This is a genomic window from Frankiales bacterium, assembly GCA_016125335.1.
Taxonomy (GTDB): Bacteria; Actinomycetota; Actinomycetes; order S36-B12; family CAIYMF01; genus Longivirga.
Window position 1 is genome coordinate 57,879 of sequence record WGLY01000009.1, and the last position, 21,491, is coordinate 79,369.

23 protein-coding genes, 3 tRNA genes and 1 pseudogene are annotated in these 21,491 nt (G+C 72.8%); 5 read left to right on the forward strand and 22 right to left on the reverse strand.

Features of this window, described 5'->3' with window-relative positions:
* From GC157_05875 to GC157_05915, 9 genes and pseudogenes are all read right to left on the reverse strand, one after another.
* Positions 1 to 375 (reverse strand): SHOCT domain-containing protein, encoded by a 375-nt coding sequence (locus GC157_05875; protein ID MBI1376997.1) that lies wholly within the window; start codon positions 373 to 375, stop codon positions 1 to 3.
* A gap of 48 nt (positions 376 to 423) precedes the next feature.
* Complete coding sequence (locus GC157_05880) at positions 424 to 861, reverse strand: DUF1269 domain-containing protein (protein MBI1376998.1); 438 nt, start codon at positions 859 to 861, stop codon at positions 424 to 426.
* Positions 862 to 949: 88 nt separating this feature from the next.
* A complete protein-coding gene (locus GC157_05885; protein MBI1376999.1) occupies positions 950 to 1,990 on the reverse strand; it encodes a UDP-N-acetylmuramate dehydrogenase in 1,041 nt (346 codons plus the stop codon).
* Between the two features lie 75 nt (positions 1,991 to 2,065).
* Positions 2,066 to 2,494: a dehydratase gene (locus GC157_05890; GenBank protein MBI1377000.1), complete on the reverse strand. Its 429-nt coding sequence runs from the start codon at positions 2,492 to 2,494 to the stop codon at positions 2,066 to 2,068.
* A complete protein-coding gene (locus tag GC157_05895; protein MBI1377001.1) occupies positions 2,491 to 2,949 on the reverse strand; it encodes a MaoC family dehydratase in 459 nt (152 codons plus the stop codon). Before GC157_05895 ends, GC157_05890 begins: the two co-directional genes overlap by 4 nt.
* Positions 2,949 to 3,757, reverse strand: a pseudogene (locus tag GC157_05900) (glucose 1-dehydrogenase). Before GC157_05900 ends, GC157_05895 begins: the two are co-directional and overlap by 1 nt.
* Positions 3,758 to 3,926: 169 nt before the next feature.
* Entirely contained in the window at positions 3,927 to 4,091 is a 165-nt protein-coding gene (gene rpmG / locus GC157_05905) for a 50S ribosomal protein L33 (GenBank protein ID MBI1377002.1), read from the reverse strand.
* A gap of 41 nt (positions 4,092 to 4,132) precedes the next feature.
* Positions 4,133 to 4,206: transfer RNA gene (locus GC157_05910), tRNA-Met, on the reverse strand.
* Between the two features lie 40 nt (positions 4,207 to 4,246).
* Positions 4,247 to 4,319: transfer RNA gene (locus GC157_05915), tRNA-Thr, on the reverse strand.
* Between the two features lie 129 nt (positions 4,320 to 4,448).
* Between GC157_05915 and GC157_05920 the strand changes: the two genes are divergently transcribed.
* The gene (locus GC157_05920; protein ID MBI1377003.1) at positions 4,449 to 5,429 is read left to right on the forward strand and encodes an SDR family NAD(P)-dependent oxidoreductase; all 981 of its coding nucleotides are present in this window, start codon (positions 4,449 to 4,451) and stop codon (positions 5,427 to 5,429) included.
* Between the two features lie 51 nt (positions 5,430 to 5,480).
* Here the strand turns inward: GC157_05920 and GC157_05925 are convergent.
* Positions 5,481 to 5,562 (reverse strand) — tRNA-Tyr (locus GC157_05925).
* Positions 5,563 to 5,685: 123 nt separating this feature from the next.
* On the opposite strand from GC157_05925, the gene GC157_05930 reads away from it, so the two are divergent.
* Positions 5,686 to 6,177, forward strand: a complete 492-nt coding sequence (locus tag GC157_05930; GenBank protein MBI1377004.1) for a YajQ family cyclic di-GMP-binding protein — start codon at positions 5,686 to 5,688, stop codon at positions 6,175 to 6,177.
* Between the two features lie 12 nt (positions 6,178 to 6,189).
* On the opposite strand, the gene GC157_05935 is transcribed toward GC157_05930, so the two are convergent.
* The 4 genes from GC157_05935 to GC157_05950 all read right to left on the reverse strand — a co-directional run bounded on the left by GC157_05935 (position 6,190) and on the right by GC157_05950 (position 8,553).
* The gene (locus tag GC157_05935; protein ID MBI1377005.1) at positions 6,190 to 7,179 is read right to left on the reverse strand and encodes a hypothetical protein; all 990 of its coding nucleotides are present in this window, start codon (positions 7,177 to 7,179) and stop codon (positions 6,190 to 6,192) included.
* A complete protein-coding gene (locus tag GC157_05940; GenBank protein ID MBI1377006.1) occupies positions 7,176 to 7,559 on the reverse strand; it encodes a 4Fe-4S dicluster domain-containing protein in 384 nt (127 codons plus the stop codon). The genes GC157_05935 and GC157_05940 overlap by 4 nt, the downstream gene beginning before the upstream one ends.
* Positions 7,560 to 7,639: 80 nt before the next feature.
* The gene (locus GC157_05945; protein MBI1377007.1) at positions 7,640 to 8,374 is read right to left on the reverse strand and encodes an NADH-quinone oxidoreductase subunit C; all 735 of its coding nucleotides are present in this window, start codon (positions 8,372 to 8,374) and stop codon (positions 7,640 to 7,642) included.
* The gene (locus tag GC157_05950; protein ID MBI1377008.1) at positions 8,203 to 8,553 is read right to left on the reverse strand and encodes a hypothetical protein; all 351 of its coding nucleotides are present in this window, start codon (positions 8,551 to 8,553) and stop codon (positions 8,203 to 8,205) included. The genes GC157_05945 and GC157_05950 overlap by 172 nt, the downstream gene beginning before the upstream one ends.
* A 525-nt stretch (positions 8,554 to 9,078) precedes the next feature.
* Between GC157_05950 and GC157_05955 the strand changes: the two genes are divergently transcribed.
* The 3 genes from GC157_05955 (at position 9,079) to rarD (ending at position 12,985) form a co-directional block, all read left to right on the forward strand.
* Positions 9,079 to 10,869, forward strand: coding sequence for a 2-oxoacid:acceptor oxidoreductase subunit alpha (locus tag GC157_05955; protein MBI1377009.1), 1,791 nt, complete (start codon positions 9,079 to 9,081; stop codon positions 10,867 to 10,869).
* Positions 10,862 to 11,920, forward strand: a complete 1,059-nt coding sequence (locus tag GC157_05960) for a 2-oxoacid:ferredoxin oxidoreductase subunit beta (protein MBI1377010.1) — start codon at positions 10,862 to 10,864, stop codon at positions 11,918 to 11,920. The genes GC157_05955 and GC157_05960 overlap by 8 nt, the downstream gene beginning before the upstream one ends.
* 96 nt (positions 11,921 to 12,016) lie before the next feature.
* Positions 12,017 to 12,985: an EamA family transporter RarD gene (gene rarD / locus GC157_05965; protein MBI1377011.1), complete on the forward strand. Its 969-nt coding sequence runs from the start codon at positions 12,017 to 12,019 to the stop codon at positions 12,983 to 12,985.
* Between the two features lie 8 nt (positions 12,986 to 12,993).
* Here the strand turns inward: rarD and GC157_05970 are convergent, their stop codons facing one another.
* The 8 genes from GC157_05970 to nuoI all read right to left on the reverse strand — a co-directional run bounded on the left by GC157_05970 (position 12,994) and on the right by nuoI (position 21,450).
* Complete coding sequence (locus GC157_05970; GenBank protein ID MBI1377012.1) at positions 12,994 to 13,698, reverse strand: hypothetical protein; 705 nt, start codon at positions 13,696 to 13,698, stop codon at positions 12,994 to 12,996.
* Between the two features lie 40 nt (positions 13,699 to 13,738).
* Positions 13,739 to 14,737, reverse strand: a complete 999-nt coding sequence (locus GC157_05975) for a polyprenyl synthetase family protein (GenBank protein MBI1377013.1) — start codon at positions 14,735 to 14,737, stop codon at positions 13,739 to 13,741.
* Positions 14,738 to 14,756: 19 nt separating this feature from the next.
* Positions 14,757 to 16,316 (reverse strand): NADH-quinone oxidoreductase subunit NuoN, encoded by a 1,560-nt coding sequence (nuoN, locus tag GC157_05980; GenBank protein ID MBI1377014.1) that lies wholly within the window; start codon positions 16,314 to 16,316, stop codon positions 14,757 to 14,759.
* Complete coding sequence (locus tag GC157_05985; protein ID MBI1377015.1) at positions 16,313 to 17,854, reverse strand: NADH-quinone oxidoreductase subunit M; 1,542 nt, start codon at positions 17,852 to 17,854, stop codon at positions 16,313 to 16,315. The genes nuoN and GC157_05985 overlap by 4 nt, the downstream gene beginning before the upstream one ends.
* Positions 17,855 to 17,856: 2 nt before the next feature.
* Positions 17,857 to 19,710, reverse strand: coding sequence for an NADH-quinone oxidoreductase subunit L (nuoL, locus tag GC157_05990; GenBank protein ID MBI1377016.1), 1,854 nt, complete (start codon positions 19,708 to 19,710; stop codon positions 17,857 to 17,859).
* A 92-nt stretch (positions 19,711 to 19,802) separates the two neighbouring features.
* Positions 19,803 to 20,102, reverse strand: coding sequence for an NADH-quinone oxidoreductase subunit NuoK (gene nuoK / locus GC157_05995; GenBank protein MBI1377017.1), 300 nt, complete (start codon positions 20,100 to 20,102; stop codon positions 19,803 to 19,805).
* Entirely contained in the window at positions 20,099 to 20,917 is an 819-nt protein-coding gene (locus GC157_06000; GenBank protein ID MBI1377018.1) for an NADH-quinone oxidoreductase subunit J, read from the reverse strand. Before GC157_06000 ends, nuoK begins: the two co-directional genes overlap by 4 nt.
* Positions 20,914 to 21,450: an NADH-quinone oxidoreductase subunit NuoI gene (gene nuoI / locus GC157_06005; protein ID MBI1377019.1), complete on the reverse strand. Its 537-nt coding sequence runs from the start codon at positions 21,448 to 21,450 to the stop codon at positions 20,914 to 20,916. The genes GC157_06000 and nuoI overlap by 4 nt, the downstream gene beginning before the upstream one ends.
* Between the last annotated feature and the right edge of the window lie 41 nt (positions 21,451 to 21,491).

The following is a 21,491-nucleotide window of genomic DNA, read 5'->3' on the forward strand; positions in this document are numbered from 1 at the left end:
TCAGCCGAGGAGCTTGGCCTTCGCGGCCGCGAACTCCTCGTCGCTGAGGATGCCGGCGTTCTTCAGCTCGGCCAGCTTCTGCAGCTCGGCCACCATGTCGGTGCCGCCGCCGGCCGGGGCCGGGGCCGCGGGCGGCGGGGCCGCCGCGGCGAGCTGCGCCTGCTGGGCCTGCTGCGCCGCGAGCGCCGCCTGCACCTGGGCGTCGATCTGCGCCTGCTGCGCGGCCATCGCCTGCTGCTCCTGGTAGGCCTGCGCCTGCGCGGCCTCCTGCTGCTTACCGGCGGCGTGCCGCTGCATGCCGCCGCTGACCGCGGTGGCGGTGCCGGCGATCACCGCGGTGCGGGCCATGGTCCCGACGAGGCCGGGTCGTCCCATCCGTCGCATGTCGTGCCTTCCTTCTCGCTGGTCCTGGTGGGGGGTGGCTCAGGCGTCGACCGCGTCGAGCACGGCGGCGACGTCGTCGGCGGGGATGCGCTCGAAGGCCACGAGCATGCCGCCGTTGTCGCGGATGGCCTGGCCGGCGCGGATGAGCCAGGTGTTCTCCCAGGCGATCATCATGATCGCCGACGACGGCGGCATCGCCTCGATCGCGGCGCCGGCGTCGTCCTCGGAGAGCAGGCCGGGGATGTCGCCGCGGATCGCGACGAGGTCCGGGACGCCGTCCCCGTCGATGTCGGTGACCTCGAACATCGAGGTCTCGCCGTTCTCGTCCTTGTTCACCAGCACGACGTCGAGCACGCGCACGATGCCCGCCGCCACCAGGTCGATGATGGCCGCGGCCACCGACCCGTCGAACCTCGGCTCGTCGAAGGCGACGACCGCCACGTCGACCGGCCCCACCGGTCGTACGACGTCTGACATGGATCCTCCTCGGGGGCGCCCCGTCCGCCCGGACGGCCGCGAGCAGAACCTAACCCCCGCCCCCGGGCGGAGTCCCGGGGAACCGGGATCAGGGCACGGAGCAGCCGACGAGGGTCGGCTCGGGCTCGAGGTCGATCCCGAACTCCGCCCGCACGCGGGCGCGGACCAGCCCGGCCAGCTCGAGGACGTCCGCCGTCGCGGCGCCGCCCCGGTTGGTCAGGGCGAGGGTGTGCCGGGTCGACACCGCGGCCCGGCCGCTGCCCGACGCCGTGCCGCGGGCCACCCCGGCCCGCTCGATGAGCCAGGCGGCGCTGGTCTTCACGCGGCCGTCGGCCGCGGGGTAGCGCGGGGCGTCGTCGGGCAGACGGGCGGCGTCCGCCGGGTCGAGGACGGGGTTGGTGAAGAACGACCCGACGCTCCACGTGTCGTGGTCGTCCGGGTCGAGCACCATCCCCTTGGCCCGGCGCAGCGCGAGGACCGACTCGCGCACCGCGGCGACGCCCGCGCGCCCCTGCTCGGGGACGCCGAGCGAGCGGGCCAGCTCGGCGTAGCGCAGCGGCGCCGAGACCGGCGACAGGCGCAGCTGGAGGGTGACGTCGAGGACCAGCCACCGGCCCGGCTCGCGCTTGAACCGGCTCGTGCGGTAGCCGAAGCCGCAGTCGGCCGCGGCGAAGGTGCGCACGACGTGCTCGGTCCGGTCCCACGCGCGCACCCGGGCGACGACGTCGGAGATCTCCTGGCCGTAGGCGCCGACGTTCTGCACCGGGGTCGCGCCCACGGATCCCGGGATGCCGGACAGCGCCTCGATGCCGGCCCACTCCTCGGCCACGGCGCGGGCCACGAGGCCGTCCCACGGCTCGCCGGCCGCGGCGGTGACCCATGCGCCGCCGCAGGTGTCGGCCTCCGTGGTCACGCCCGAGGTGCGCACGAGCACCACCGTGCCGGGGTACCCGTCGTCGGCCACCACCAGGTTGCTCCCGCCGGCCACCACCAGGGCCGGGACGCCGGAGGCGTCCGCCGCGGCCACCGCCTCGACCAGGCTGCGCTCGTCCTCGGCCACGACGACCTCGCGGGCCGGGCCCCCGACGCGCAGCGTCGTGAGGTCGGCGAGCGCCGGCGTGGTCGTCACGCCGGAAGCCTAGGCGGCCGCGAGGGCGGCGCCGGCGAAGCGGGCCGGGTCCGGGCCGGGTCCGGGCCGGCCGGTTCAGGCCAGGCGGACGACCGCCTGCGCCTTGCCCAGCACCGTCTGCCCCTGGAACGTGGCCGTGAGGTCGACCCGCACGGTGCCGTCGTCGCGCTTGTCGGCCACGACGCCGGTGACCTGCACCTCGGCGCCGTGGTCGTCGTCGGGCACGACCACGGGACGGGTGAAGCGCACGCCGTACTCCACGAGGGCGCCCGGGTCGCCCACCCAGTCGGTGACGACGCGCCCGGCGGTGGCCATCGTCAGCATCCCGTGGGCGACCACGTCCGGCAGGCCCACGGCGCGGGCGAACCGCTCGTTCCAGTGGATCGGGTTGAAGTCGCCGGAGGCGCCGGCGTACATGACGAGGTTGACGCGCTGGAGGGTCACGGTGAGGGCGGGCAGCTCGGTGCCCACCTCGACGTCGGACCAGGCGACGGACGCGGTCATGCGGACTCCTCGGCGGTTCCCCGGGCGACGGTGACGGTCCACACGGTGGCGACCGGCTCACCGTCCTCGGTGGTGATGTCGGCGCGAGTGGTGAGGATGTCGTTGCCCGCGGCGGCCCGGATGGCCTCGATGGTGGTGGTGACCCGCAGCTCGTCGCCGGCGGTGACCGGCCGGGTGTAGGCGAAGCGCTGCTCGCCGTGCACCACGCGGCTGTAGTCGAGGCCGAGGCCGGGGTCGAACATCGCGGCGGCCGCGGCGCGCATCGACGCGACGAACACGAAGGTCGGCGGCGCCACGACGTCGCGGTGCCCGAGCGAGCGGGCGTGCTCGACGTCGTGGTAGGCCGGGTTCGCGTCGCCGATGGCCAGGGCGAACTCGCGGATCTTCTCGCGGCCCACCTGGTAGGTGGGTCCGCCGTCGTAGACCTTGCCCAGGTAGTCCTGGTTCAGCGCCATCACATGCCTCCGATCTGGCCGCCGCTGACGGGGATGGTGACGCCGGAGACGAAGTCGGCGTCGCTCGACACCAGGAACGCGTGCACGTTCGCGACGTCCTCGGGCCGGCCGAGGCGGCCGAGCGAGATGAGCATGAGCGAGAGCTGGCGCAGCTGCTCGGGGACCCCGAGGTCGTCGCCCTCGCCCTTGGCGGCGGTGAGCCGGGTCTCGATGAAGCCGGGGGCGACGGCGTTGACGTTGATCCCGAACGGCCCCAGCTCGCGTGCCAGCGTGCGCGTGAGGGCGATGAGGCCGCCCTTGGCCGCCGTGTAGTTGGCCTGGCCCGGGTTGCCCATGAGCGCGGCCACCGACGAGGTGAAGACGATCTTGCGGTTGTACGCCGGAGCGCCGGTGGCCGCGATCTCGGCCTTCGCGGTCTCCCGCAGGTAGGGCATGGCCGCCTGGGTGGTGTGGAACGCGGTGCGCAGGTTCGCGTCGAGGACGAAGTCGAACGTCTCGTCGCTCATCGAGTGGAACATCTTGTCGCGGGTGATCCCGGCGTTGTTGACGACGATGTCGAGCTGCCGAAGGCCTCGGCCGCCGCGGCGGTCAGGCCGTGCGCCTGCTCGAGGTCGACGGTGTCGGCCACGTGGGCCACGGCGCGCCCGCCCTCGGCGGTGACGAGGTCGACTGTCTCGCCGGCGGGGCCGGCGTCGATGTCGTTGATGACGACCGCGGCGCCGTCGCGCGCGAGGCGCAGCGCCGTCGCCCGCCCGATCCCGCGCCCCGCCCCGGTGACCAGCGCGACCCGTCCGTCCAGCCGTCCCATGCGTGCTCCCGTCGTCGTGCGCCCGCGACCGGGCCCCTGCTCGGCGACCCTAGGGGACGTGCGTACGGGGGCGCACCGCGGCGCCGGGAGGAGCCGGCGGCGCACGAGGACGGCCGCCCCCCGAGGGGAGCGGCCGTCGCGATGTCGTGGCCCGTCAGGGGCGACCCGGCTAGCGGGTCTCCTTGTGCACCGTGTGCTGGTTGCAGTTGGGGCAGTGCTTCTTCATCTCCAGGCGATCCGGGTCGTTGCGCCGGTTCTTCTTGGTGATGTAGTTGCGGTGCTTGCACTCCTGGCAGGCCAGGGTGATCTTCGGGCGGACGTCGCTCTTGGCCACGGGAGTGCCTTTCCTTGCTTCTGACGTGGGTCGATCGGTTGTAGCGGAGGCCGGACTTGAACCGGCGACACAGCGATTATGAGCCGCTTGCTCTACCAGGCTGAGCTACTCCGCCGAGGCGACGACGCCGCCGGGCGGCGGAGCCGTCGGGTCCGAGCCCCCTTACGGAATCGAACCGTAGACCTTCTCCTTACCATGGAGACGCTCTGCCGACTGAGCTAAGGGGGCGTAGAGCCAGAGCAGAGTACCCGTCGGGCGCCCCGTTCTCCAAAACGAGGCTGGTGGGTCCGCGACCGGTGCCCCGCGCGGGTGGGCGGCCCTGGTGCGGCCCTCGCCGGAGCACCCCAGACTGGACCCGTGAGCACCCCCTGGACCGCCGACCGGATCCCCGACCTCTCCGGCCGCCGCGCGGTCGTGACCGGCGCCACCTCGGGCCTCGGCCGCGTCACCGCGCTCGAGCTGGCCCGGCACGGGGCGCACGTCGTCCTCGCGGTGCGCGACGCCGCCCGCGGGGGCGCCGTCGCCGACGAGCTGCGCGCCGAACTGACCGGGACCCCCGGGGCGGGCGACCTCGAGGTCGGCGTCCTCGACCTCGCCGACCTGGCCTCCGTGGCCACGTTCGCCGAGAGCGAGGGCGCCGGGACCCTCGACCTGCTGGTCAACAACGCGGGGGTCATGGCGATCCCGCGACGGGAGACCGCCGACGGCTTCGAGATGCAGCTCGGCACCAACCACCTCGGCCACATGGCGCTGACGCTGCGCCTGCTCCCGGCCCTGGTGCGCGCGGGCTCGGGCGAGCACGGCGCCGCGCGGGTGGTCACGGTGTCGAGCGGGGCGCACCGCTTCGGCCGGATCGACCTCACCGACCTCATGGGCGAGCGCCGCTACCGCCCCTGGGCGGCGTACGGCCAGACCAAGCTGGCCAACCTGCTCTTCGCCTTCGAGCTCCAGCGCCGGCTCGACGCGCGGCAGCTGCCGGTCGCCTCGTTCGCCGCCCACCCCGGCTACGCCGCCACCAACCTCCAGTCGGTGGGACCGCAGATGCGGGGCAGCCAGCTCGGCGCCCGCATGGCCGAGATCGGCAACCGGCTCCTCGCCCAGCCCGCGGAGATGGGGGCGCTGCCGACGCTCTACGCCGCCACGACGCCCGGGCTCCCGCCTGCAGCGTTCGTCGGCCCGGACGGCTTCCTCGAGCAGCGCGGGCACCCGCGGCTGGTGACCGCGACGTCGGCGGCGTACGACGAGGCGGTCGCGGCGGCGCTCTGGGCGCGCAGCGAGGAGCTGGTGGGCCTCACCCTCGAGCAGGCGCTGGCCGGGGTCGGCCCCGACCCGGCCTGAGCCCGGCCGCACACACAGAAGGAGCCGCAGCATGCGCTGCGGCTCCTCGTGTGGCGGGTGATGGATTCGAACCATCGAAGGCAAAGCCGACGGATTTACAGTCCGCTCCCATTGGCCGCTCGGGCAACCCGCCTTTGCCGTCCTTCGACGGCGCAGGGAAGGATACATAGGACGCGCGGCCCGGGTGAAATCGCCCCGACCGCGCCCGACGGGCACGACGACGTGCGGCGAGCACCGGAGAGAGGCACCCGCGACCATGGCCGACAGCAGCTTCGACATCGTGAACAAGATCGACCGCCAGGAGGTCGACAACGCGCTCAACCAGGCGGCGAAGGAGCTCTCGCAGCGCTTCGACTTCAAGAACACGGGGTCCTCGATCGAGTGGAAGGGCGAGCTCTCGGTCGAGATCACCTCGAGCACCGAGGAGCGGGCCAAGGCCGCCCTCGACGTGTTCAAGGACAAGCTGGTCAAGCGGCAGATCTCGCTGAAGAGCCTCGACGCGAGCGACCCGCGGGTGTCCGGCAAGGACTACAAGATCGCCTGCACGCTCACCGCCGGCATCTCCCAGGAGCAGGCCAAGAAGCTCGGCAAGCTGATCCGCGACGAGGGCCCGAAGTCGGTCAAGGCGCAGGTCATGGGCGACGAGCTGCGGGTGACGTCGAAGAGCCGCGACGACCTCCAGGCCGTCCAGGCGCTGGTGAAGGGCGCGGACCTCGACTTCGCGGTGCAGTTCGTCAACTACCGCTGAGGCCGCGCGCGTTCAGACGCCGGCCAGCACCTGGGCGGCGTCGAGGTAGGCGGCCATGATCGTGCCGTTGGCCACCGCGCCGCATCCGCCGGTGACCGCGAGGTCGACGTCGGGGCGCTCGGCGTAGGAGAGCGCCACCAGCGCGAGCGACCCGTCCGAGGACGGGCACGAGCGCGGCCCGTCGTCGTGCGCGAGCGGCAGCGCCGACACGCGCCGGGCCAGCGCCTGCGCCGCCGCGGGACCGAGCGTCGTGCTCGTGTCCAGCCGGCCGGGGCGCGCGTCGTTCATCCCGGCGTACCGGCACACGAGCCCGCCGGTCGGCGCGCCGTCCGGCAGCAGCGCGCCCGACAGGTCGCGACCGGGGTTGCGCACGCCGACCACGCCGACGGCCGACGCCGGGCAGCCGGTGGCCACGGCGACGCGGACCCGCGGGCCGCGGGCGGCGTCCGCGACCGGCGTCGGGTCGAGCCACACCACGTAGGCGTCGACGCGCAGCACCGACCCGGTCCCGGAACCGGCCACGGAGTACGTGAGCCACCCGCCGAGCAGGTCCGCGGCCGGCGCCGGCTCCTCGAAGCCCGTGTGCAGGACCTCTCCGGCCGTCGATCCCGAGCGCCCGGTGGAGCCCAGCACGAGCCCGCTCGGCGGGTGCCGGCGCACCCAGTCCGTGGCCGCGGTCGGGATGAGTGCGAGGCGGTAGGAGCGGTGGTCCGACTCCGACGTCGAGGCGGCCGGACCGCCGGGGTAGCCGACGGGCCCGGCACCCGCCACGGGTGTCGCGCCGGGCGGCAGCGGCGCAGAGCTGAGCAGCCTGGCCACCTCGAGCTGCGCGTGCTCGGCGGGCGTCAGCCCGTCGGCGGCGACCAGCGCGTGCTGCTGCGCCGGCGACGACGCGACCACCGGGGCCCGCGGCACCGCGGACGACGCGGCACCGGGGGCGGGCCCGGTGCAGCCGGCCGCGAGCAGGGGCACGGCGAGCAGGACGGGCAGCGGCGGCCTCACGGTCGTGGGACGCGACCCCGTCCCGGGCGGTTCCCGGCGCCGGAGGCACCGCGCCGCACGTGGTCGGGCTCCACCTCGGCGGCCGGGTCGAGCGGCGCCGGCTCCGGGACGGTGGCCTCCCAGCCGGCGAGGCGGTCCGCCTCGTGCACGAGGTCGACCGGGCCGGACGCGGCGTAGGCGGCGACGGGCGACCAGTGCAGGGCGTCGAACGGGCAGACCTCCACGCAGATCCCGCAGTACATGCACAGCCCGAAGTCGACCGCGAACCGGTCCAGCACGTTCACCGTGCGGTCGCGGCCCCGCGGCTCGGCGGCCGGCAGGGTCTGCACGTGCGAGTCGATCTCGATGCACCAGTCCGGGCACTCGCGCACGCAGAGCATGCAGACGGTGCAGTTCTCCTCGACGAGGGCGAGGACCCCCCGGGCCCGCGGCGGCCGCGCGCCGCCGCCCACGACGTCCGTCACGGCTGCGCCCCCCGGTCGTCGGCCGGCCCGGGCACCCAGTGCTCCGGCACGCCCGGCGGCAGGGTGCGCCGGCGCCGGCCGCGCCCCGCGGAGTCGGCCGGGTCCTTCTCGCCCGGCCAGGGCCGCGCCACCCGCGCCACCAGGACGGCGTCCTTGCGCAGCGGGGTGGCGGGCGCGTCCGGCCCGAGCAGCAGCGGGTCGAGCCCGGGGTGGCCCGGGAAGTCGACGCCGAACATCTCGTGCGTCTCCCGCTCGTGCCAGGCGGCCCCGGCGTACAGCGCGGTGATGCTCGGCAGCGACGGCGCCTCGCGCGGCACCCAGGTGCGGATCAGGACGTGCTCGGCGGCGTCGGCCCGCGACAGGTGCACCACCACGGCGAGCCCGGCGTCCCCGTCGTCGTAGGCGGTGAGCAGGTCGAACAGGACGGCGCCCGCGTCGCAGGCCGCGGTCGCGCTCGCGACCCACGCGTCGGCGCGGACGTCCAGCGTGGCCGGGCCGTAGCCCGACCCCGAGCCGAGCAGCGCCTCCCCCGCCGCAGCGCGCACGGCGTCCTCGAGCGTCACGGCGCACCGCCGGCACCGGCGCGCAGGGCGACCGCCCGCGCCACCGCCTCGCGCAGCGCCTCGGGCGGGGGCGGGCAGCCGGGCACGTAGACGTCCACCGGTACCACCGTGTCGACGCCGTCGGCCACGGCGTAGGAGTCCCAGTAGGGCCCGCCCGTGCAGGCGCACGCCCCGAAGCTGACCACCACCGGGTCGCCCGGCGCCGACTCGACCAGCCGGCGCACCAGCGGGGCGAGCACGTGGGTGACGGTGCCGGACACGACCAGCACGTCCACCGGCGTCCCGGGTGCGGCCTCCGGCAGCCGGCCGGCGGCGCGGCTGGACCCGGCGTCGAGGGCGGCCGCCATGACCTCGAGGGAGCAGCACGCCAGCCCGATGTCGAGGAGCGTGACGTCGTACGTCGCGCCCTCCCACTCCAGGGCCACCCGCACTCCGGACGCCGGCGTCGCGGACGCGGGGGTCAGGCCGAGCACCGGACCGGTCACCGCTCCCGCCTCCTCGCGCCTCGACGGCCGGCAGCACCCGGCCCGGGGCCCAGCCTAGGCAGCGGCCGCCTGCCCCCGGGGGCCGCGCTCAGGGCCGGGCGCCGACCTGCCGATCTCTCCGGGTGCGCGACGCGCCGGGGCCCCGTGGCGGGACCCCTGCGCGCGTGCGGGAGCAGTCGGGGGGAGGATGGCAGCACAGCACGCGGCGACCGTCGGCCCGACCCGGCGGGAGCGGGGGCGCGCACGAGACCGGATCACAACCCGAGAGCGATCGAGGACGCGGCAGTCGGCACCCACGCCCTCAGCGAGGCGGAAGACAACGTGAGCAAGCAGGTGGTCCAGCTCCAGCGGGTCATCATCCGTTTCGCCGGGGACTCCGGCGACGGCATGCAGCTGACCGGCGACCAGTTCACCTCCCGGACGGCGTCGTTCGGCAACGACCTCTCGACGCTGCCCGACTTCCCGGCCGAGATCCGCGCCCCAGCGGGGACGCTGCCCGGCGTCTCGGCGTTCCAGCTGCACTTCGCCGACCACGACATCACCACGGCGGGCGACAGCCCCAACGTGCTGGTGGCGATGAACCCCGCGGCGCTCAAGGCCAACCTCAAGGACCTGCCGCGCGGTGCGGACATCATCGTCAACACCGACGAGTTCACCACGCGCAACCTGAGCAAGGTCGGCTACGCCGTGAGCCCGCTCGAGGACGGCACGCTCGAGTCCTACGCCGTGCACCCGATCCCGCTCACCTCCATGACGGTGGAGGCGCTCAAGGGCTTCGACATCACCAAGAAGGAGGCCGAGCGGGCGAAGAACATGTTCGCCCTCGGCCTGCTGTCCTGGCTCTACCACCGCCCCACCGAGGGCACCATCACCTTCCTGCGGCAGAAGTTCGCCAAGAAGCCGGAGATCCTGGCGGCGAACATCACCGCGTTCGAGGCGGGCTGGTCCTACGGCGAGACCACCGAGGACTTCTCGGTGCAGTACGAGGTCAAGCCCGCGGTGATGACGCCGGGCCGCTACCGCAACATCTCCGGCAACCTCGCGCTGGCCTACGGGCTGATCACCGCGAGCGAGCGCTCGGGGCTGCCGCTGTTCCTCGGCTCCTACCCGATCACCCCGGCGTCGGACATCCTCCACGAGCTGAGCAAGCACAAGAAGTTCGGCGTCATGACCTTCCAGGCCGAGGACGAGATCGCCGGCGTGAGTTCGGCCATCGGCGCCTCCTACGGCGGCATGCTCGGCGTCACCACCACCTCCGGCCCCGGCATCGCGCTCAAGTCCGAGGCGATCGGGCTCGCCGTGTCCCTCGAGCTCCCGCTCGTCGTCGTCGACGTGCAGCGCGGCGGCCCGTCCACCGGCCTGCCCACCAAGACCGAGCAGGCCGACCTGCTCCAGGCCATGTTCGGCCGCAACGGCGAGGCCCCGGTGCCGATCGTCGCCCCGCGCTCCCCGGGCGACTGCTTCTACGCAGCCCTCGAGGCCGTGCGCATCGCCACCACCTACCGGACCCCGGTGTTCCTGCTCTCCGACGGCTACCTCGCCAACGGCTCCGAGCCCTGGCGGATCCCCGACGTCGACGCCCTGCCGGACCTCACGGTGTCGTTCGCCACCGAGACCAACCACACGGCCGAGGACGGCACCGAGGAGTTCTGGCCCTACCTGCGCGACCCCGAGACCCTCGCGCGGCCGTGGGCGGTGCCCGGCACGAAGGGCCTCGAGCACCGCATCGGCGGCATCGAGAAGGCTGACGGCCCCGGCAACATCTCCTACGACCCCGACAACCACGACCGCATGGTCCGGCTGCGCCAGGCCAAGGTCGACGGCATCACCGTGCCGGACCTCGAGGTCGAGGACCCGGACGGCGACGCCCGCGTGCTCGTGCTGGGCTGGGGGTCCACGTACGGGCCCATCAACGCCGCCTGCCAGATCTCGCGCCGCGGCGGGGTGTCGGTGGCCCAGGCCCACCTGCGCCACCTCAACCCGCTGCCGGCCAACACCGAGGCGCTGCTGCGCCGCTACGACAAGGTCGTCGTCCCGGAGATGAACCTCGGTCAGCTCGCGCTGCTGATCCGGGGCCGCTTCCTCGTGGACGCGGTGGCCTACAACCAGGTGCGCGGGCTCCCGTTCCGGGCGGAGGAGCTCGCCGGAGTGATCAAGGACGTGGTCGCCAGTGTCTGAGTCCGTCGACCTCGGGTTCCCGTCGTTGCGGCTGGTCCCCAAGACCGAGGTGAAGCAGTCCGCCAAGGACTTCAAGACCGACCAGGAGGTGCGCTGGTGCCCCGGCTGCGGCGACTACGCCATCCTGGCCGGCGTCCAGAGCTTCATGCCCGAGCTCGGCCTCGCCCGCGAGAACATCGTGTGGATCTCCGGCATCGGCTGCTCGAGCCGCTTCCCGTACTACATGAACACCTTCGGGATGCACTCGATCCACGGTCGTGCCCCGGCCATCGCCAGCGGCCTGGCCATCACGCGCCCGGACCTCTCGGTGTGGGTGGTCACGGGTGACGGCGACGCGCTCTCCATCGGCGGCAACCACCTCATCCACGCGCTGCGCCGCAACGTCAACCTCAAGATCCTGCTGTTCAACAACCGGATCTACGGGCTGACCAAGGGCCAGTACTCCCCCACCTCCGAGGTGGGCAAGGTGACCAAGTCGACCCCGATGGGCTCGCTCGACCACCCGTTCAACCCGGTGTCGCTGGCGATCGGGGCCGAGGCCTCGTTCGTCGCCCGCACCATCGACTCGGACCGCAAGCACCTCACCGAGACGCTGCGCGCGGCCGCGCACCACGAGGGCACCGCGCTGGTGGAGATCTACCAGAACTGCAACATCTTCAACGACGGCGCGTGGGAGCCGCTCAAGGACGCCGAGCATCGCGACTCGCTCACCTTCCGCCTCCAGCACGGCGAGCGGATCCTGCTCGCGGACGGCAGCCGGGGCGTGGTGCGCCTGGCCAACGGCACGCTGTCGATCGCGGACGTCTCGGCCGTGGGGCTCGAGGCCGTGCTGGTGCACGACGCCCAGAACCCCGACCCCTCGGTGGCGTTCGCGCTGTCGCGGCTGTCGGACCCGATGACGCTGGCCAACACCCCGATCGGGGTCTTCCGCGACGTCGCGCGCCCGTCGTACGACGCCGCGTTCCAGGACCAGCTCGCCCGGGCCCAGGAGGGCGGCCGCGGCGACCTCGCGGCGCTGCTCGCCGGCAGCGACACCTGGGACATCGCCTAGCGCACCGTCCCCGCCCGGGCAGGCGCGCCCCGGCGTCCCGCCGGCCAGGATCCCGTGCGTCGCCGCGCGGGGTCATGGCATACCGTCGGGAGGGTCATGACCCAGACCCCCGTGCCCACCGCCGCCGACGAGGCGGCCCGGTCGGCACGCGTCGGGCTGCTGCTGGGCATCGGCGCCTACGGGATGTGGGGCTTCTTCCCCCTGTTCTTCCCGCTGCTCGAGCCGGCGTCGGCGCTGGAGATCCTGGCCGACCGCTTCCTGTTCTCGCTCGTGTTCATGGCGCTGCTGCTCACCCTCACCCGCACCTGGTCGCGCCTGCGGCCGGTGCTGCCCGACCGGCGCCGGATGCTCCTGCTGCTGGCGGCCTCGGCGCTCATCGGCGTCAACTGGGGCCTCTACATCTGGGGCGTCAACAACGGACACGTGGTCGAGGGCTCGCTGGGCTACTTCATCAACCCGCTCGTGCTGGTGCTCATGGGCGTCGTCGTGCTGGGCGAGCGACTGCGCAGGCTGCAGTGGGTCGCCGTCGGGATCGCGGCGGTCGCCGTCGTCGTCCTGACCCTCGGCTACGGCAAGCTCCCGTGGCTGGCGCTCTCGCTCGCGTTCTCGTTCGCGGGCTACGGGCTGGTGAAGAAGGTGGCCGGCGTCGACCCGCAGGCGGCGCTCACCATCGAGACGGCGTACGCCACGCCGTTCGCGCTCGCCTACCTCGTGCTGCTCGGCACCCAGGGGACGCTCACCTTCGGCCACTCCTCCGGCGGGAACACCGCGCTGCTGGTGCTCACCGGCGCCGTCACCGCCATCCCCCTGCTGATGTTCGGCGGCGCCGCCAACCGGATCCCGCTGTCCACCGTGGGCCTGCTCCAGTACCTCACCCCCGTGATCCAGTTCGTGATCGGGGTCTGGGTGGTCGGCGAGCAGATGCCGCCGGCGCGCTGGGCGGGCTTCGCGGTCGTGTGGGTGGCCCTCGCGGTCTTCACCATCGACCTGCTGCGCCACTCGCGCTCCGCGCGCATGACGGCCGCCCAGGTCACCGGCATCGACGAGGTCGAGGCGCCGGTCTGACCCGCGGGTCAGGGCAGCAGGTTGACCGCCCGGGCCACGATGAGCACCGCGGTGAGCAGGGAGACCGAGGCCTGCAGCATCATCGCCATCTTGGCCCACCGCGACAGCGGCATGGTGTCCGTGGGGCTGAACGCGCTCGCGTTGGTGAACGACACGTAGGCGTAGTCGACGAACTCGGGCTCCCAGTGGTGGAAGGCGCCGGTGGTGTCGGCCATCTGCGGGAACAGGAAGTCCGGGTCGGGGTCCTCGCCCGTGGCGCGCGACCCGGGACCGCCGCGGTCGAGCTCCCAGTACCAGAGAGCGAAGATCACGATGTTGGTGATCCAGATGTTGCCGCCGGTCAGCAGCAGCTCCTGGGCCGAGCCGATGCTGCCGTCGAGCACGGCGCGCACCAGCAGCACCAGCGACCACCCGTTGACCAGGCTGGCGACGCCGATGAGGGCGAGGCTGACGGCCCGCAGGAACGGTCGGCGGCGGGTGATGCGCAGCGGGTTCGCCGAGACGAGGACCGTGGCGAGCACCACCTCCACTGCGGGCAGCACGAAGTGCCCGGCCGTCGTGAGCTCCCCGGGCAGGGTCAGCTGGAGCACGATCACGAGGACGACGGCCACGCTCGCGGGCCAGCGCTGCTCGCCCTGGGTCTGACGGCGCCACGCCGGGACCGGCGGCGCCGCCGGGTCCCCGGGCGACGCTCCGGCGGGGTCGCTGGTCACGTGCCGAGTATGGCGCCGCGCGACGCCGCGGGCGCGCAGCTCAGGTGCTGCGGTCGACGACGACGTCGCACATCTGCGACAGCGCGTCGGTGACGGGCCCGGCCGGCAGCGCCGCGAGCTCCGAGCGCGCCGACTCCGCCCACGACACCAGCGCGGCCCGGGCCTCGGCCATCGCCGGTGAGCGGCGCAGCAGTGTCAGCGCCTCGGCGTGCAGGTCCGGGTCGGTGATGGGCCCGGCCAGCAGCTCGCGCAGGCGGGCGCCCTCGGGGTCGGTGCCGCGCAGCGCCAGCAGCACCGGGAGCGTGCGCACGCCCTCGCGCAGGTCGGTGCCCGGGGTCTTGCCGGACTCCGCCGACTCGCTGGCGATGTCGAGCAGGTCGTCGGAGAGCTGGAAGGCCACCCCGAACTTCTCGCCGTAGGCGGAGATCGCCACGGCCACGCTCTCGGGCGCGCCCGAGGTCATCGCCCCCATGCGCCCGGCAGCGGCGATGAGCGACCCGGTCTTGCCCGCGAGCACGTCGAGGTGGTGGGCCACGGCGTCCTCGCCCTCGGCCGGGCCGACGGTCTCGCGGATCTGCCCGGTGCACAGGCGCTCGAAGGTCCGGGCCTGGAGCCGCACGATGTCGGCGCCGAGGTCGGCGGCGATGTCGGCGGCCCGGGCGAAGAGGAAGTCGCCGGTGAGGATGGCCACGGTGTTGTCCCAGCGCGCGTTGGCGCTCGGCGCCCCGCGGCGCAGCGGGGCCTCGTCCATCACGTCGTCGTGGTAGAGCGTCGCGAGGTGGGTGAGCTCGGAGACCACCGCGCCGGGCACGTTGCCGGGGGCGTCGGGGTCGCCGTACTGCGCGGCCACCAGGGCCAGGAGCGGGCGGAACCGCTTGCCGCCGGCGTTGACCAGGTGCGAGGAGGTCTCGGTGACGAAGGGGTAGTCGCTGGTGACGGCCTTGCGCAGCGCGATCTCGACGTCGTCGAGCCCGCTCCGCAGCCGGTCGGCGAGCGCGGCGTCCACGTCCGACAGCCCGAAGGGCAGCGACTCGCTCACGTCGGGGTCCTCATCCAGGTCAGCGTACGAAGAGCCCGGCCTGCGACGCCAGGGAGAGGATCACCTGCGGGACGACGCCGATCACCACGGTGATGGCGACGGCGACGCCGATGGCGGTGGAGGTGAACCAGCTCGGCACGACCACGCTCGGGCCGCCCTCCGCGCTCGGCTCGTTGAAGAACATGAGGACGATCACGCGGACGTAGAAGAAGGCGGCCACGGCGCTGGCGACCACGCCGATCACCACGATCGGCGCGGCACCCCCGGCGATGCCCGCGGTGAACACCGCGAACTTGCCGGTGAACCCGCTCGTGAGCGGGATCCCCGCGAACGCGAGCAGGAACAGCCCGAAGGCGCCGGCGACCACCGGCGAGCGCCGGCCGAGCCCGGCCCACTGCGACAGGTGGGTGGCCTCGCCCGTCGCGTCGCGCACGAGCGTCACGATGGCGAAGGCGCCGATCGTCGCGACGCCGTAGGCCACGAGGTAGACCATCGTGCCCTGGAGTCCGGCCGCGTTGGTGGCGACCACCCCGACGAGCATGAAGCCGGCCTGCGCGATCGAGGAGTAGGCGAGCATCCGCTTGATGTCCTGCTGGGTCAGCGCGAACAGCGTGCCGACGATCATGGTCAGCCCGGCGATGATGTACATCATCGGCCGCCAGTCCCAGCGGATCCCGCCGAGCGCCACGTACATCACGCGCAGCAGGGCGCCGAAGGCGGCGATCTTCGTGCACGCGGCCATGAAGCCGGTGACCGAGGTGGGCGAGCCCTGGTAGACGTCGGGGGTCCACTGGTGGAACGGCGCGGCGCCGATCTTGAACAGCAGGCCGACGGAGAGCAGCGCGACGCCGCCGAGCACGAGGCCGGTGTTGCTCGCGGAGGCGGTGAGCGCGTCGGCGATGCCGGACAGCGACACGGTGCCGGCGAAGCCGTAGAGCAGCGCCGTGCCGTAGAGGAAGAACGCCGACGAGAACGCGCCGAGCAGGAAGTACTTGAGCGAGGCCTCCTGCGAGAGCAGGCGGCGCCGGCGGGCCAGGCCCGCGAGGATGTACAGCGGCAGCGAGAGCACCTCGAGCGCGACGAACATCGTGAGCAGGTCCGTGGCCGCCGGGAACAGCAGCATGCCGCCGACGCAGAACAGGAACAGCGGCCACACCTCGGTCTGCAGCCAGCCCAGGCGGGTGAAGACCTGCTCGTCCTCCGAGCCCGGCAGCGCCGAGGCGCGCGGGGCGAAGGAGTCGCCCGCCGGGTCCACCCGGCGCTCGGCCATCACCAGTGCCGCGATCGCGGCCAGCACCAGGATCGAGCCCTGCATGAACAGGGTCGGTCCGTCGACGGCGACCGAGCCCAGCGCGACGATCTCCTGGGTGCCGCGGGCGGCGACGACGGCGGCGAAGGCCCCGGCCAGCGCGGCGAACGTGACCACGAGCTGCACCGGCCGGCGCAGGTGCTGCGGCAGGAACGCCTCGAGCAGCACGGACACGACCGCGGCGCCGAGGACGATCAGGATCGGGGCCAGGGCGGCGTACTCGATGGTCGGGACCTCGAACGATCCCACGGTGGCCAGGACGGCGTTCACGGGGTGTTCCCTTCGGCGACCGGTGCCACCTTCGGCGCCGGGTCGGTGGCGCCGACCGCGTGCATGACGCGACCGACGGCCGGGTTGACGACGTCGAGCACAGGCTTCGGGTAGAAGCCGAGGAAGAGGATCACGGCGATGAGCGGAGCGACGGCCAGCACCTCGCGACCGGTGAGGTCGTGGACCTTCTCCGTCACGACCTCGGGCGTGGGCCCGGTCATCGTGCGCTGGTACATGAGCAGGATGTAGAGCGCCGCGAGGACGATGCCCAGCGTGGCGACGATGCCGGCCCAGGTGTAGCGCTCGAAGGTGCCGACCAGCACCAGGAACTCGCTCACGAAGCTCGACAGGCCCGGCAGGGCCAGCGACGACAGGCCCGCCACGAGGAACGTGCCGGCCAGGACCGGCGCGACCTTCTGCACCCCGCCGAAGTCGGCCACGAGCTTGGAGCCGCGGCGGCTGATGAGGAAGCCGCCGATGAGGAACAGCGCCGCGGTCGAGAACCCGTGGTTGACCATGTAGAGCGCCGAGCCGCTCTGGCCCTGCGTCGTCATCACGAAGACGCCCAGGGCGATGAACCCGAAGTGCGACACCGACGTGTAGGCGATGAGCCGCTTGATGTCGGTCTGGCCGATGGCCAGCAGCGCGCCGTAGATGATGCCGACCACGGCGAGCACCAGCACGAGCGGCGTGGCCCAGCGGGAGGCGTCGGGGAACAGTTCGAGGCAGTAGCGCAGCATGCCGAACGTGCCGACCTTGTCCAGCACGCCCACCAGCAGCACGGCGGTGCCGGGGGTGGACTCGGCCGCGGCGTCGGGCAGCCACGTGTGGAACGGCACCAGCGGCGCCTTGATCGCGAAGGCGATGAAGAAGCCGGCGAAGAGCCACTTCTGCGTGCCGGGGTCGATCGACAGCGAGGCCAGCGTGGTGAAGTCGAACGTCCCCGTGCCGGTGATGTCGCCGGACACGACGTAGAGGCCGATCAGCGCCGCGAGCATCAGCAGGCCGCCGAACAGCGAGTAGAGGAAGAACTTCACGGCCGCGTAGTTGCGCCGCGGGCCGCCGTAGCGCCCGATCAGGAAGTAGACCGGGACGAGCATGGCCTCGAAGAAGACGTAGAACAGGAAGACGTCGGTCGCCGCGAAGACGCCGATCATCGCCGCCTCGAGGGTGAGCACGAGGGCGACGTAGCCGCGGACCGTGCCGCGGGCGCCGTCGGCGTCGTGCCACCCCGCGATGAGCACGATCGGCACCAGCGTGGTGGACAGCGCCACGAGGACCAGCGCGATGCCGTCGAGCCCCAGCGAGAAGTCGACGCCGAAGGCCGGGATCCACGGGGTGGAGAAGGCGAACTGGAAGGTGTCGCCCGCCGACGCGTCGAAGCTGAGGCCGAGGGCCACGGTGATCGCGAGGACCACGACGGAGAAGGCGAGACCGACCTGCTTGGCGAGGCGGTCGGCGTCGCGGGGCAGCAGCATCACCACCACCGCGCCCACGAGCGGCGCGGCGAGCAGGACGGGGAGCCAGACGTTGCTCACGGCTACAGCCTCACCAGGACGAGGGTGGCGGCGACGACGGCGGCCCCACCGAGCATGGACAGCGCATACGACCGGGTGAACCCGGTCTGCAGGCGACGGGCGCGGCCGGACAGGCCGCCGAACGTGGCCGCGACGCCGTTGACGATGCCGTCGACGACGCGGTTGTCGAACCACACCAGCCATCGGGTCAGGTACTGGCCCGGCCGCATCAGCAGCGCCTCGTTGGCGGCGTCGCCGTAGAGGTCGGCGCGGCCGGCACGGGTGATGAGGTTGCCCGCGGGCGCGGTGACCGGCACCGGGCGGGCGGCGAACATCATCCAGGCGATGGCGGCGCCCACCAGCACGAGCACGAGGGTGACCACCTGGAGCAGCACCACCGAGAAGCCGAGCTCGGGCTCCTCGAAGCCGAGCACCGGGGTGAGCCAGTTCTGAAGCGCGTTGCCCGACGCGAGCACGAGGCCGCCGATGGCGGAGAGCAGGGCCAGGATCGAGATCGGCACCAGCATGATCGCCGGCGACTCGTGCGGGTGGACGTCGTCCTCCCAGCGCTTCTCGCCGTGGAAGGTCATGCCGAACAGGCGCGTCATGTAGAAGGCCGTGATGCCCGCGCCGACGAGGGCGACCAGGCCCGTGACGGTCCCGTGCGCGAAGGCCGACTCGATGATCTTGTCCTTCGAGAAGTAGCCCGCGAACGGCGGGATGCCCAGGATCGCGAGGTAGCCGGCACCGAAGGTGATCCAGGTGACCACCATGACCGTGCGCAGCGCGCCGTAGCGGCGCATGTTGACCCGGTCGTTCATGCCGTGCATCACGGACCCGGCACCGAGGAACATCGTGGCCTTGAAGAAGCCGTGCGTCACGAGGTGGAAGATCGCGAACACGTAGCCGATCGGGCCGAGGCCGGCGGCGAGGATCATGTAGCCGATCTGGCTCATGGTGGAGCCGGCCAGCGCCTTCTTGATGTCGTCCTTCGCCGACCCGATCCAGGCACCCATGAGCAGGGTGATCGCGCCCACCACGACGACGAACGCCTGGGCGGTCGGCGCGGCGTCGAAGATCGCGTTGGACCGCGCGATCAGGTAGACGCCCGCGGTCACCATCGTGGCCGCGTGGATCAGCGCGGACACCGGCGTGGGGCCCTCCATGGCGTCCAGAAGCCACGACTGGAGCGGGAACTGCGCGGACTTGCCGCACGCGGCGAGCAGCAGCGCGAGGCCGATCCAGGTGTTGGCCGACTCGCTGGCCTGGGGCGCACCCGCGAACACGCCGGAGAACCCGACCGTGCCGAACGTGACGAAGATGAGCATCACGGCGAGGGAGAGCCCGACGTCGCCGACGCGGTTGACGATGAACGCCTTCTTCGCCGCGACGGCGGCCGACTCCTTGAAGAACCAGAAGCCGATGAGCAGGTAGGACGCGAGGCCCACGCCCTCCCAGCCGACGTAGAGCAGCAGGTAGTTGTCCGCGAGGACGAGCAGCAGCATCGCCGCCACGAACAGGTTGAGGAAGGCGAAGAAGCGACGGCGCTCGGGGTCGTGCGCCATGTAGCCCACGGAGTAGACGTGGATCAGCGTGCCGACGCCGGTGATCAGCAGCACGAACGTCATCGAGAGCTGGTCGAGCCGCAGGTCGAACGGGACGTTGAAGCTGCCGACGGCGATCCAGTCGAAGAGGTGCTGGACCACGGTGCGGTCGGACTCCGGCTGGGCGACCATGGCGAAGAAGAGCACCACGCCGACCGCGAACGACGCGGTCGAGGCCAGCACCCCTACCCAGTGGCCCCAGGCGTTGGTCCGCCGCCCGCCCAGCAGGAGCACGAGGGCACCCGCGGCCGGCAGGCCGATCAGCAGCCAGATGAGCGAGAACGTCCCGCTCGCCGCGACGGCCGTGGGAGCGGCGTCGGCGAGGGTCACCACGCCCGAGAACGTAGACACGACGGCGTACCCCTCTAGTACTTCAGCAGGTTGGCTTCGTCGACCGAGGCCGACCGGCGGGTACGGAAGATCGCCATGACGATCGCGAGGCCCACGACGACCTCGGCCGCCGCGACGACCATGACGAAGAACGCGATGACCTGGCCGTCGAGGTTGCCCCAGCTGCGGGCGAAGGACACGAAGGCGAGGTTGCTGGCGTTGAGCATGAGCTCGACGCACATGAACACGACGATCGCGTTGCGCCGCACGAGCACGCCGACGGCGCCGATGCTGAACAGCACCGCCGACAGGTAGAGGTAGTTCGCCGGGTTCACGACTCGTCCTCCTCGTCGTCCGCGGGGCCGACCGACAGGCCCGAGGCCAGCGCGGTGACCCGTGCGGTGTCCTCGTGGTCGACGCCGACCACCGCGCTGACCCCGCGCAGCGGCTCCGGCACCGACCGGTCCGTCGGCGTGCCGTCGGGCAGCAGCGCCGGGGTGCCGACGGCGTTGTGCCGCGCGTACACGCCCGGCCCGGGCAGGTTCTGCGGGTGGCCGGAGCGGACCCGCTCCTCGGACAGCCGCCGCTGCGTGGGCCGCGGCGTGTGCCGCTCGCGGTGGGCCAGCACCATCGCGCCGAGCGCGGCGGTGATGAGCAGGGCGGAGGTGACCTCGAAGGCCAGCACGTAGCGGCCGAAGATCAGGTGCGCGATGCCCTGCACGTTGCCGCCGTCGACGCCGTTGGCGTCGTCGAGGCCCTTCGCCTGGAGCGTCGCCGCGCCCACGGCCGAGAGCAGCAGCGCGGCGAACGCGAGGCCCAGGACGATGGCGGCGAGCCGCTGGCCCTTGATCGTCTCGACCAGGGAGTCCGAGGAGTCGACACCGACGATCATGAGCACGAACAGGAACAGCATCATCACGGCGCCGGTGTAGACGATCACCTGGGTGACGCCGAGGAACGGCGCGGAGAGCGTGACGTAGAGGACGGCGAGGCTGATCATCGTGGTGGCGATGAACAGCGCGCTGTGCACCGCCCGTCGCGAGAGCACCATGCCCAGCGCGCCGGCCACGGCGACCAGGGCGCAGACCCAGAAGACGATGGTCTCGCCGGTGTTGCCCGACGTCTCCAGCGCGGCCAGCAGCGGGCTCATGCCGACACCTCCTCGTCGGACGGCCCGGCCCACGTGCCCAGTCGCCGGGCCTCGGACTCGGCCGCCTGCGCCGCGACGGCGCCGGTGACCTTGCCGAGGTAGTAGTCGGTCTCCGTGGTGCCGGGCACCATGGCGTGCGGCGGGGCGGCCATGCCCGGCAGCAGCGGCGCGAGCAGGTCCTTCTTCTCGTAGATCAGGTCCGCGCGGTTGTCATCGGCGAGCTCGTACTCGTTGGTCATCGTGAGCGCCCGCGTGGGGCACGCCTCGATGCACAGCCCGCAGAAGATGCAGCGCAGGTAGTTGATCTGGTAAACGCGGCCGTAACGCTCGCCGGGGCTGAACCGCTCCTCGGCCGTGTTGGACGCACCCTCGACGTAGATCGCGTCCGCGGGGCAGGCCCACGCGCACAGCTCGCAGCCCACGCACTTCTCGAGGCCGTCGGGGTGACGGTTGAGCTGGTGCCGGCCGTGGTAGCGCGGCTGCGTCGGGCGCTTGTCCTCCGGGTACTGCTCGGTGGTGACCCGCTTGAACATCTGCCCGAAGGTCACGCCGAACCCGCGGAAGAACCGCCGTT